This window comes from Cytophaga sp. FL35 (genome assembly GCF_014349235.1).
In the GTDB taxonomy this organism is placed as follows: domain Bacteria; phylum Bacteroidota; class Bacteroidia; order Flavobacteriales; family Flavobacteriaceae; genus Euzebyella.
Genome location: NZ_JACSOH010000001.1, coordinates 260,799 through 274,033 on the forward strand (window position 1 = coordinate 260,799; position 13,235 = coordinate 274,033).

General features: G+C 42.3%; 7 protein-coding genes. 5 read left to right on the top strand and 2 right to left on the bottom strand.

Features of this window, described 5'->3' with window-relative positions; genetic code table 11:
• Nucleotides 1-280: 280 nt before the first annotated feature.
• A complete protein-coding gene (locus tag BIZ36_RS01080; protein WP_187455998.1) occupies nt 281-1,843 on the bottom strand; it encodes an alpha-L-fucosidase in 1,563 nt (520 codons plus the stop codon).
• A 344-nt stretch (nt 1,844-2,187) separates the two neighbouring features.
• Here BIZ36_RS01080 and BIZ36_RS01085 point away from each other — a divergent pair, with 344 nt between their 5' ends.
• Nucleotides 2,188-3,981, top strand: a complete 1,794-nt coding sequence (locus tag BIZ36_RS01085; RefSeq protein ID WP_187455999.1) for an FAD-dependent oxidoreductase — start codon at nt 2,188-2,190, stop codon at nt 3,979-3,981.
• Complete coding sequence (locus BIZ36_RS01090; protein ID WP_187456000.1) at nt 3,978-5,093, top strand: hypothetical protein; 1,116 nt, start codon at nt 3,978-3,980, stop codon at nt 5,091-5,093. The genes BIZ36_RS01085 and BIZ36_RS01090 overlap by 4 nt, the downstream gene beginning before the upstream one ends.
• A 57-nt stretch (nt 5,094-5,150) precedes the next feature.
• On the opposite strand, the gene BIZ36_RS01095 is transcribed toward BIZ36_RS01090, so the two are convergent.
• Entirely contained in the window at nt 5,151-6,167 is a 1,017-nt protein-coding gene (locus tag BIZ36_RS01095; protein WP_187456001.1) for a GntR family transcriptional regulator, read from the bottom strand.
• Between the two features lie 346 nt (nt 6,168-6,513).
• Here BIZ36_RS01095 and BIZ36_RS01100 point away from each other — a divergent pair, with 346 nt between their 5' ends.
• The 3 genes from BIZ36_RS01100 (at nt 6,514) to BIZ36_RS01110 (ending at nt 13,209) form a co-directional block, all read left to right on the top strand.
• Nucleotides 6,514-9,621, top strand: coding sequence for a SusC/RagA family TonB-linked outer membrane protein (locus tag BIZ36_RS01100; RefSeq protein WP_187456002.1), 3,108 nt, complete (start codon nt 6,514-6,516; stop codon nt 9,619-9,621).
• Between the two features lie 18 nt (nt 9,622-9,639).
• Complete coding sequence (locus tag BIZ36_RS01105; protein ID WP_187456003.1) at nt 9,640-11,445, top strand: RagB/SusD family nutrient uptake outer membrane protein; 1,806 nt, start codon at nt 9,640-9,642, stop codon at nt 11,443-11,445.
• A 183-nt stretch (nt 11,446-11,628) separates the two neighbouring features.
• Complete coding sequence (locus tag BIZ36_RS01110; protein WP_222937126.1) at nt 11,629-13,209, top strand: sodium:solute symporter family protein; 1,581 nt, start codon at nt 11,629-11,631, stop codon at nt 13,207-13,209.
• The last annotated feature ends 26 nt before the right edge of the window (nt 13,210-13,235 follow it).

The window sequence follows — 13,235 nt, forward strand, 5'->3', positions numbered from 1 at the left end:
AGTGTTAAAGTTTAATTGAGTTGAATAACTTGGTTAGAGTCATCCAAAATTGATTTTTAATCCCTAAGTATCATGCTACAAATGGTTAGATGGATAGAACAAATGGTCAAGTCCTATTTTTGCATGATTTTAAGTAGTTTAGAGAAACACCCAGTTCAAAAAACACAGTATTTAGCTAAAAAATTACCCTCATAATCACCTACCATTACTGCCTAAAAACAAAAAAGCAGTAGCGCTACCAAAAAGGAAGAACTACTGCCTAACTAAAACTAGATTACTCTTAATCTTTATGGGCATCTTCATTGCCCCCTATATCATTCTCGGTGTACCCTTCTAAAGTGATCTTAAAAGCATGTGCATATTCGGTTGGGAGGTTTTTTGGTTTTTTAATCACCAAGCCTTCGGCATTGCGTTCCCATCGTATTTCTTCGTTACTCCCCAATAATTCAACTTTTAAAATAGCTGAATTTAAAGCTCCAATATCAGTAGAAAGGGTTTTCATAACAATATCGTGCGTAGGTGTATCCAAAACAAGGGCATAAAACTCTTTATCGCTTTTCTTGGTGTAACGGATATCGTCCTGTTTATATTCAATGGTTAGTTTCTCTTCTACTTTGTGCCCACCTTCCGGCAAACGCGTAGGTCCCTCACCAAAAACCGTCCACGGTCTTGTGCCATAAATAGCATCTCCGTTAACTTTTAACCAGCTGCCCATGTTTTTAAGCAAGTCTTTCATTTCTTGTGGGATACTACCATCTGGATTTGGTGGTACATTGAGTAACATCAGTCCATTTTTAGCCACGATATCCACTAAAATATCTATCAATTCATTGGGAGTTTTAAACTGGGCTCCAGGTCTGTAAAACCAAGCTCCAGGAGACGTATCCGTTAACCAAGCATTGGCTTTGGGTTGGTTTGGTCTACCACGCTCATAATCCTTAATAGCCACATCTTCATTAAATGTAGATTCCTTATAACAGACTGCTACATCCTTGCCCCATTCCAAACCTTTGTTATAGTAGTAAGCCAAAAATTTAAGTCGGTCTTCTTCAGGAAGATTTTCTAACCACCAGTCAAACCAAATAATATCCGGTTGGTACACATCTATGTACTCCTTTAATACTGCCCACCATTGCTTTAGGAAATCTGCATCTACCATTTCCGAGTCTATACCATGAGGATTGGTATACAAATCGTAATCTTTTGGGTCGATATTACCATGGGCATGCGCAGGTGCAAAATACTTCCATGTAAATGCGTGATGAAAGGAACCTATAAAGCGCATTCCCTTGTCCGATAGTGCTTTTTTTAATTCAGCAGAAGGGTCAATACCACCGTAGTTCATTGAATTCCAACGGGTAGCTTTGCTCTCCCACATGGCAAAATTATCATGGTGCATAGCGACGGGTCCGGCAAATTTGGCCCCAGATTCCTTAAACAGTTGTGCCCATTCTTCAGCATTAAAAGCAGTAGGCGAAAAGTTTTCTATGATTTCTATGTATCCTTTTTTATGAGGTTTACCATATTTCTTTTTATGGTGCACGTAGTTGTTACTCGGTTTTCCGCTTTTCGTTTTCACCACCTTGCCATCTTCATACATCAATTTTCCGTGCCACCCCCCATAATGTTTATTGGGGTCTGCACCTTCAAAAGCGCCAGATACTGGTCCCCAGTGTGCATAGATGCCAAGTTTGGCATCTAAAAACCATTCTGGTATAGGGTTTACTTCAGCTACGGACTCCCAGGTAGGCTCATAAGATTTGTCCTGTGCGTTAAGCGTAAAGTTTGTGGCTAGGCTGACCCCTAAACCTCCAAGGCCAATTAATCTTGTAATGTAATTCATATATGTTGTCGTATGGTATGTGTTGTAAGGTGTACAATCTGTACAGTACAAGAATAGGCCTGTTTGTGCGGATTACTTAATACAAATGATTTATTTAAAGGGATAAATGATCAATACTTATTTCTTAATACCCATTTGGATTAGATGATGTTACCCATCAACCAATTGGTATAGAAAATTCACTTTGGAGATCATGAATTGCGAACCAATTATGACTAAAGATTAGATACAAGTGGATAAATTTCGAATAATTAAATGTTTTAAACTAAAAATTGATATATTTACAAAACCATACTAGACCATACTAGATTATGTTTTGGTCACTCGACTAATCAAAAAACCTTATGAAAAAATTACTCGCACTTTACCTTGTTCTAATCTGTTCATTTACCGCATTTGCGCAAGATGTCCTCGTAGAAGCAGAAAGCTTTGATAACCCAGGTGGGTGGCTTATTGACCCTCAGTTCGTCGAACAAATGGGCTCCCCTTATCTCAATGCCCATGGCATGGGCAAGCCGGTGAAAAATGCCAGTACCGAAGTTAGTTTTGATAAATCGGGCAGTTACCATATTTGGGTACGTACCATGAATTGGGTCCCGGGCGATTGGGACGCTCCCGGCAGGTTCCAGTTAAAAATCAATGAAACCAAACTTGATTCCATTTTAGGTACTCGTTCTGGTTGGGGTTGGCAATATGCTGGCGAAGCCAAAATCAAGAAAAATCAAAAAACCAAAGTAGAATTGGTTGATTTAACGGGCTTCAACGCCCGCTGTGACGCCCTTTATTTTTCCCAAAACAAAGACACTCCCCCTTCATCACCTACTAAACTGAGTGCTTGGCGGCAAAAAGTAAAAGCGGAGCCAAACGCACCAAAAGCCACACAATCTTATGATCTGGTTGTTGTTGGCGGAGGTTTGGCAGGATGTGCCGCCGCCATTTCAGGTGCCGAGCAGGGCATGAAAGTGGCTCTTATTCATGATCGCCCGGTTTTGGGTGGAAATGCTAGCGAAGAAATACGCGTACACACTTTGGGAATTTATGGCAATTTTGAAAGAATTTTAAAGAAAATTGATACCGAACACTACCCTAACGGATCTGCAGACGCCAAATTGGATCAAAAAAAGAGGGATGAAAATGTAAAGAGTTATGAAAATATTGACCTTTATCTGAACTGGAGGGCGTATGATGCTGTAGCTGAGAACAATGAAATAAAATATGTAGATGCCCGACAAACTTCCACGGGAGAAAGAAAACGCTTTGATGCCCCCTATTTTGTTGATTCTACCGGTGATGGTTGGATCGGTTTTTGGGCCGGAGCCGAATTTTCATACGGTAGGGAAAGTGTAGATACGTATGGAGAACATTGGGAAGAACATGGAGAGTTATGGAGCCCCAAAGAAGCAGACAATGCCGTTATGGGCTCTTCGGTATTATGGGGCTCCAAAGATACCGATTCCCCACAAAGTTTTCCCGATGTGCCTTGGGCCATGCCCGTGGCTAAAGAACATACAGAAATTAACGGCGAGTGGCAATGGGAATTTACGCGAAACGACCTCAGCCAGATTGATGATGCCGAAGAAATACGCGATCATATGCTACGGGCCATTTATGGTTCGTTTTCCAATGCAAAAAAAGACCCTGCCAACAAGAATAGAAAACTTGAGTGGGTTTCATATTTAGTTGGAAAACGCGAATCTAGGAGATTGGTAGGCGACCATGTTTTCACCTTCAACGATGCTAAAGAAGGTAGGGAATTTCCTGATGGCGTGGTCATTGAAAAAAGAGCGGTGGACGTGCATTACCAAACCATTCTAGAAGACGAGAATAATCCCGATTTTATCTCGGAGGCCCTCTTTTATCGAGCTCCCCAGTATTACATACCGTACAGAAGCCTGTACTCCAAAAACATCAAAAACCTATTTATGGCGGGACGAAATTTCAGCTGTTCCCACGCCGGACTTGGCGGGCCGCGAGTAATGCTTACCACAGGGCAAATGGGGGCTGCCGTAGGGCATGCCGCTGCCCTTTGTAAAAAATACGATGTTATGCCCCGTGACATCTATACCGGATACTTGCAAGAATACCTGGACCTTATCGAAGAGCAGAAATACGAAAAGATTCCTCAATCGAAAAAATGAGAACGTTTCTGATTGTTTTTTTGATAGGAATTACCCAAAGTTGGGGGCAATTCGGATCGGTCGTATCCTATCCTAATGGGGCCGGTACTTCTACCCTGAACAAGTCCCCAGAATTTTATTTGCTGGATTGGCAGAAAGGAACCAATTTATCCGCAAAGGAAACTACTATGCAAATTATGGTGGATTCCCTGGGCGCACAAAAAGTGAATTTGTTTGTGGATCATAAAAACCGCCCCATCCTCTACAATAGTCATATCATAACCCCTGTATGTGCCGATGGTGATTGTAAGTTGATGCATATTACCTTTTACTGGACACTTTTAGGAGACTATGCCGGCTTTGACCGCTCTGTTAAAGAGCCCTTGACAAAACACGACCATGACGAATTTGTTTACGCTGACTATTGGAAGCTTCATGAACTCTTAAAAGACCATAATTCTATATTAAAAAGAAGAGCCATCGATGAATTGGTAGAAAAACCGAAACCTTCGGAAATGGAGGGTGTAGACGCCCTATCCGGGGCAACCGTGAAAGAGGTAAAAGAATCGGTGGTTGGTGGGGCACTTTATTCCTGTTATGTAGCTTGGCATTTGGTACACGGGCCCATAAAAGAAGCTATTAAAGAATACAGTAGCAAGCTACAAGATAATGACATGTTGCTAGGAATGCTTGAGAGTAATCATACCAACTATCAAATGCATGCATTGACCAATTTAAATAAAGAGGACTACAAAAAACATTTAGAGCGTATAGCCGAATTATTCAAAACGGGCATCCCTTTGGTACGTTCGTTTATAATAAAGAATATGTCCGATTTCTTTAAAGAAAGCCCTGAAGAAATGCGTCCCTTCTGGGAAGCACTTCCGGAAATCGACATCAATTCTAGAAGCCTTTTACTTCAACATTTAGAAAACATTCCAGAGAACAACTTACATCAACTCACATCAAATTTAGGAGTCTTGACCAAAAACCAATTGCGACTGGTCCTGGATTACTTAGAGGAAAAAGAACACCTATCTGATGTTATAAAAATAAATTTAGGCCAATTTGCAGGTTCGAGCAAAGAGAAGCATGCTTATTTAGTTTCTCAGTATCTTGATGAGAATGAATAATCGCAAACTTTACCTTTCTTAAGTCTAAGGAACTTAATTTACAAAATGTAAAACATCTTAAAACGAATTCCTTAAAATCAATTGGCTCTCGTTGCCCTTTTTCTCACGCTTGCCCTCTAAAATCATGGTAGCAGCCTCTTTTCCCATTTTTTTAAAATCGGTACTGATAACGGAGATACCACCATCCAACACCTCCTTGGTACTGGTGTCGTTATAACTAATTAGACCTATTTCATTACCAAGCTTCCAACCCAATTTACGGGCCATTTTTATGATCTCGACCATTTCGCGGTCGTAGGCATCAATGGTTACATAGAGGGCACCCCTACTCAAATGTTCCGGCTTAAAATTCGGGTGCACCTCAAAATCAAAAGATTGCTCTTCACAAAACCGCTCGAACCCTCTTTGAACAAAATCTCCGTGAGGCGCGTTGGTAGGATTGAACAAAAGCAACTTCCGATACTTTTTTACTCTATTGAGATGCGCTGTAAGCAGTTGATGAATATCATTTTCAAAATCTTGAAAAACCATCCCGCTCTCCGCGTCCAAATGAGGCTCGTATTTATCCAGGACAATCAGCTTTTCTGCTGGAATTTTTTTTAACACTTTCTCGACCGACTTGCTATCCTTGATATAGGTAGTAATAACAAAATGCGTGAAATTCTTTAAATTATCGAGTATCAAGGGAGCAAAAACCTCAATATTCTGATGATGAAAATACAATCGTACCTTCACCCTATCGCCCAAATTGGAAATAAGCGAATTATAGAGATCTTCTTTGAAAGGCGTAAACTTATCTAACAAAAAAAACACCTTGTATTCGGTCTCTATCGCAAGGTCGTTTACAAAATACCCAACTTTATCAACCGCTCTAACAATACCCTTTTCACTCAAATAATTAAGAGCCTTAAATACCGTTTCACGACTAAAATTGAAGTGAGCCGATAATTTATTCACCGATGGCAGACGTTGGCCTAACACCAATTGTTTTTGCTCTATTTGTTGAATGATACTATCGGCCAGTAATAAATATTTTGGCTTTTTTGAATAATGTTCTATGTTAAGTTTTACCATGAAAATGCTGGTCTAGCCGATTTCTAATCTTTCAAATTGGCCCAATATATTAAACTTCCCTAAATAAATGAATCGCTTAGTGTCACTAGCAGCAACACTAAGAAAAGGCTTTTAAAGTCCAAATACAAGTTAGAAGCAAAACTACTCGAAATTATAGCATCCTTACAAAAACCAACAATAAAAAATAAACAATCAACAAATACATTGCCTATTAATTAAATATTTAACAATAAAAGTTTTGGATAATTTAGATTAATGTCATTCATTTGTAAAACAGACTAGACCAGACTAGACTTTCGTAGTTTGATTTTCTAGCAACTCACGAATAACAACCAAAACTACTTTTATGAAAAATGCAATCTTGTTCCTGCTGTTTTCCGTTTTCGCTTTGGGCGAAGTAACGGCTCAGCTTACTGTTACGGGTACAGTAAGTGATCAAGCAGGTGTTCCGATACCCGGAGTAAACATTATCGAAAAAGGCACTACCAATGGAGTAGTCGCCGATTTTGACGGTAACTATGCCATCGAAGTCGAAAATGGCGCAACGCTTATCTTCAGCTCTATCGGCTACGGTACCATAGAACAAGCCGTGAACGGACAATCACAAATGAGCGTGACAATGACCGAAGAAGCTTCACTACTAGATGAAGTGGTCGTGGTAGGCTATGGTACCCAGAAAGCGGTCAACCTGACCGGCTCTGTAGAAACAGTAAAGGCGGAAGAAATTACAAAACAGCCCGTAGCCCAAGCATCGCAAGCATTAGCCGGCCTTGTTCCCGGCTTAACGGCTACCCAGTCAAGTGGCCAACCTGGTTCCGATGGTGCCGCTATTAGAATTCGCGGGGTGGGAACCCTAGGAAATGGGGCAAAAAATAACCCATTGATCTTGGTAGATGGTATCCCCGATGATATTAATGGATTAGACCCTAGCGATATTGAGTCAATCTCGGTGCTTAAAGATGCTTCTGCTTCCGCCATCTACGGCTCAAGGGCAGCCAATGGGGTTATTCTTATTACCACAAAAAGAGGTAGAGAAGGTAAAATTACCACAACTTACAACACCTATCTGGGTATTCAAAGTGTTGCCCAGAATTTGAAATTTATGGATGCCCTTGGCTATATGGAAGCTTTCAACTCCGCTGAACCCGGGGCCTTTTCCGAAGATATTCTTAGCCAATATCGTGTAGGTACCGGTGTCGGCACCGAAAAGTTGCCCGATACTGATTGGGTAGACCTCTTATTTAGTTCTGCCGCTCCGCAACAATACCACAGCCTTTCGGTTCGTGGAGGTTCAGAAAAACTGAAAGTGGCCAGTTCTATTTCTTTTACAGACCAAGAGGGTAACGTAGCCAACTTTAACTTCAAAAGGTATAACGGCCGTTTCAATTTAGACTATGCCCTAAGTAAGAAGTTGGATTTGGCTTTTGACCTTAACTTTCGAAGAGAGGTAAAAAGCCAACCGGCGCGACTCAACAACTTAACCCGGTCGGCCTACCGTCTTCAACCACTGTTCATCGCCTTTAATGACGATGGAACGTATGGTTCCGGGTTTGGGGGAAGCAACCCTATAGCCTTGGCAAACTCAACGGCCGAAGATGAAACGGTATCTAACTATTTTAGGGCTTTGGCAAAGGTAACTTATCGTCCTTTTAACAATTTTTCCATTTCAGCCACCTATGCTCCCCAATTTTTTGATAGGGACAGAGATGACTTTAGAGCGGGTTACACGTATTATGAGGGCTCTGGCGGACCAGCCATCACTACCGTTGGTGGTGGGGTTAGCGAGAGTTCCCTTTTTAAGGAGACCTTTACCACTTTTCAAGATAACTTCAACGCCGTGGCCAACTGGGGCAAAGAATTCGGCGACCATAATGTTTCTCTTTTAGGGGGATACGAATTTCTAAAATTCACCAGCGAAATCTGGTCTGCTAGCAGAAGGGGCTTTGTTCTCGATGAATTTCGAGGATTGGATAATGGCCTACCGGATACACAGCTGAATAGTGGTAATTCTACCTTAAACGGATTAGAGTCCGTTTTCGGTCGCTTCAATTACTCTTATAAAGACAAATACCTATTAGAGGCCAACGTTAGAAGAGATGCATCTTCAAGATTTGCAAAAGGTTTTCGTTCAGCAACTTTTCCTTCCTTCTCGTTAGGTTGGGTCGTTTCAGAAGAAAAGTTCTTGCAAGACAGTGAAACGCTCAACTTCCTAAAGTTTCGAGCTTCATGGGGTCAATTGGGTAATCAATTTATCTACTCTAGCAATCAAACCGATAACAACGGCGATGTAATCCAAGGATCCGACGGTTCTGCCGTGGCACGAGAAGTCAATTTTCCCTATACCTCATTGTTCGGCTTAGGTAATGCCAACGCAGTTTTGGGCGGTTCCCCTGTGGTTGGAGGTGCCCAAACTGTACTTGCCAACTCCCAATTACGATGGGAAACAGGCGAAACACAAAACATCGGTTTTGATGCCAAGTTGTTCAATAGCAAACTTTCAATAACTGGTGAATATTATGTGCGTAAAACCAAGGATATTCTTCTGGGTGTAACCATTCCTACATCCGTGGGTCTTGGAGCGCCCGTACAAAATGCTGGGGAAGTCTGGAATACGGGTTACGATATTTCAATAGGATGGAACGATTTGATCGGTGAAGATTTCAGGTACGGATTTAATTTTAACTATTCAGCGTTCGACAACGAAATAAAAGATTTGGGCGGTCTGGATCAGCTGCCTCCTGGAAATACCATCAACCGTGTCGGTGAGGAGATTGGAGCAATTTACGGACTAAAGGTCGAAGGGCTTTACCAGGAAAGTGATTTCGATACTGATGGTAATCTCAATGCTTCCTTACCTACACCAGGTTTTGGTGCCATACAGGCCGGTGATATCAAATATGCCGATCTTTCAGGTCCTGATGGTGTTCCTGATGGAGCCATTACAAATGACGACCGCACTATTATCGGAAGTAATATTACAGACCGTAACTGGGGTCTTGAATTATTTTCAGAGTACAAGGGCTTAGACCTTTCCGTTTCCTTGCTGGGTGCCGGAGGTCGCGATGTGGTTCTTGAAGGTGATGCCGGATGGGCATTCTTCAACGCCGGTAAGATACAAGAATGGCAAGGTGACTATTGGACGCCTGAAAACACCGATGCCACCTACCCAAGGTTGACGCCTGGCTCATCCCATCCCAATTGGCGCGTGAACGAAACTTGGATGCACGATGCCTCATACGTTCGACTGCGAAACGTTACCCTTGGTTATAAAATTCCCAGGGACCTGACCGATAGATTCAGAATTACGAATGCTAGAATCTATGTCTCAGGTCAAAACTTGGCCACATGGGACAATATGCCCGAAGGTATCGACCCACTAACCCCTCAATTCTCACAGGGTGCTTTTTATCCCGTTACCAAAGTGTTCACCATGGGGCTTAACGTAACATTCTAACCGCAAAATCTCAACACGATGAAAAATATAAAATATATAATATGGAGTTTGGGCCTGCTAATTTTTGCGGCCTGTGAAGACAATGTGCTTAATCTAGAAGACCCAGGCAGCCCTACAGATGCTACTTTCTTTAGAACCGAAGCACAATTGGAAGTAGCCCTTACCGGTATTTACGAACAACTGAATTATGTAAATGCTGTACCTTTTCCGCAGTTACTCGATCATACCACCGACTATGCTTTTAATAGGGGTAATGTGGGTGGTACCATCGCGGCTACCACAGGTGGTTTGACTTCTACTGAAGGAATCGTCAATGGCTTTTGGAACAACTTTTATACCGGTGTGCAAAGGGCCAATAACCTTTTGACCAATATGGAAAAGGCTTTAGATGATACAGACCCCAATCGTTTTCAACAGATAAGGGCCGAAGCGCTTTTTCTGCGTGCCCTTTTCTATAGCTACCTTACCGAACTTTACGGTGATGTGCCTTTTAGAACCGAGGTTACCTCTTTAGAAGAACTTGAAGTTATTGCAAGAACCCCAAAATCTGAAATTGTTGCTAGCATCATTACGGACTTAAAAGAAGCAGCTGCCATTTTGCCCCCTACACAGGCTGCAACAGATAGAGGTAGGGCATCTGCCAATGCCGCTAATGCCTTGATTTCTAGAATCGCCCTGTACAACGAAGATTTCGCTCTAGCCGAAAGTGCCGCTCTCAAAGTTATGAACTCTGCCGATGGTCCGAGTTTATACCCAAACTACGAAGAGCTTTTTACCGATGCCGGTGTTGGTTCATCAGAAGTACTCTTGGATCTGTCGTACATAAACGGAACCAAAACCCATGGACTTTCGCAAAGACAAGGCAGTAGATTCGGAGGTTGGTGCCAATTGGTTCCCTCACAACAAACGGTTGACAGTTATGAAACCGTAAACGGATTACCTATTGATGAAGATCCCGAGTATGACCCTGCCAATCCTTTTGAAAATCGAGACCCAAGACTTGCTGCTACCATTGCGCTCCCAAACAGCGTGTGGACAGGCCATATCATTCAACAGCACAGCGATAGTATCGCTACTTGGCGAATTGAAGACGGGGTAAAAGTTGAAAGGGTTTTCAACCCCAATGCTGCCAACCCTGCCGGTAGAACTATCGTAGATCCCTATGATGGTACAGAATATGTAACCGGAGGTTCCAATCGGTTTACCGCTTTTAGTGGTTACTTCTGGAAAAAATTCTCTGATGCTCCCAGACTTTTGGGTTCATTGAACGGAGGACCTAGTCCGCTTCAATCGGAGCAAACCATTTATTTGATACGCTATGCCGAAGTTTTAATGAACTACGCAGAAGCAAAAATTGAAGCAGGTAGCATTGATGGTAGTGTACTAACAGCCATTAACACAGTTCGCGAACGCGCTTATAACAATAGTGGATTTGACTACCCTGCCGTTACCACTACCGATCAAGCAGAATTAAGAAAAATTATACGTAGGGAACGTAAAGCAGAGTTTGCCGATGAAGGCCTGCGTCTTTTTGATATCAAGAGATGGCAAATCGCCGAAAAGGTCTTGAATACCACCTTACTTGGAGGGCCTGCCAACGGGTTCAGTAAAATTGGCGATATGAATTTTGTACCCAGTATCGATGCCGATGGCCATATCGATTATACCGGGGCTCCTACACAACCAAGGGTAGAGCTGGGCAATCTTGACTATCGTGAACTTGAGAAAAGAGTATTTGATCCGGTAAAGCATTACTTATGGCCTATACCACAGGCAGAAATTGATGCTACCGACAATTTGGTAACACAAAATCCGGGATACTAAAAGAAGTTGAGTTAGTTTTAGTTAGTTTCAAATGGGGAATTCTTGATAACGGTTCCCCATTTATTTCTTAATTCAACAAAGCAGTCAATTATTTCTATGGGTTCGATAGATATTACAGTAATTCTACTCTTTACATTGTTAGTCTTTCTTTGTGGAATGAGTTTCTCAAAGTCAGGGAAGAACATGAAGTCTTTTTTCGCCGCAGGAGGTTCCCTTCCCTGGTGGATGAGCGGACTGTCGCTGTTCATGAGTTTCTTTTCTGCAGGCACGTTCGTTGTTTGGGGATCCATTGCCTATTCTAGCGGTTGGGTGGCCATTACCATTCAAAGTACGATGTGTTTGGCGGGTGTCATCATCGGTTTCTTTATCGCCCCTAAATGGCAAAGAACAAAAGCCTTGACGGCAGCAGAATACATTACCGATCGCCTCGGCTACAAGACCCAAAAAACATATACGTATTTATTCTTGTCTATGTCGCTTTTTACAACAGGTGCATTTTTATATCCAGTGGCTAAAATTGTAGAGGTTTCCACGGGCTTTCCCATCAGTTATTGCATCATCTTCCTAGGAGTACTTATATTAATATATACGGCCGTAGGTGGCCTTTGGGCAGTTATCGTTACCGATGTACTACAGTTTGTTGTACTGACTGCTGCCGTTTTGATCGTGGTTCCCCTTTCCTTTGAAAAGATTGGCGGAATTCAAAACTTTATGCAACAAGCACCGGAAAACTTTTTCGCCCTTGTTAACGAAGAATATACGTGGGGCTTTATGCTGGCCTTTGCCCTTTACAATTTATTCTTTATTGCAGGCAACTGGGCCTATGTACAACGCTATACCAGCGTTGCCACCCCAAAAGATGCCAAAAAAGTGGGTTGGCTTTTTGGGGCACTTTATTTAGTTAGTCCCCTTATTTGGATGTTACCGCCAATGATTTACCGGGTCTTGAATCCGGAATTAGATGGTCTAGCTGACGAGGGAGCTTATTTATTAATGTGTAAGGAGGTGCTACCGGTGGGCATGTTGGGCCTTATGTTGGGCGGCATGATTTTCGCCACCTCCAGCTCGGTAAATACCACCTTGAATATTTCCGCTGGGGTTTTGACCAATGACCTTTACAGACATTTCAAACCAAATGCCGATAATGACCAACTGGTCAAAGTGGGCCGAACGGCTACTATTGCCTTGGGCATACTCACTATTATCGTAGCACTTTTAGTACCCTATATGGGTGGCATTGTAGAAGTGGTCATGAGCTTGGCCGCCATAACGGGCGGTGCCATGTTCTTACCCCCCATGTGGTCACTTTTTAGTAAATCACAAACCGGTAGATCAGTATTGACCGTCACGGTCATTACACTTATATTAAATTCGTTTTTCAAATTTTTGTCCCCCACCCTATTGGATTTTTCCTTTGATAGGGCCCAAGAAATGGGGGTGGGTATGGGTATTCCCGTATTATTATTGGCCATCTCGGAAATCATCCTTAGAAAAAATAGACAGCAATGTCCAGAATTTGAGGCCTATCAAAAAAAATTGGTAGTGAAAGAAGCGGCTCCGGTCGAAGACCCATCTTCAGGTAATAAAAGAGGTTTAAAAGTAATTGGTATTGGTATCGCCCTGACGGGAGTTATGCTCTTAACCCTTGCTTTTTTGGCCGAAAACGGGCAGCTTTTAGTAGCCGGCATGGGTACTTTGGTATTTCTTTTGGGAGGCTTTCTCATAGTGCAAGCACAAAAGACGATTACCACCAACAAACACTAATCGAAATAAAATCAACCAATTCCAAA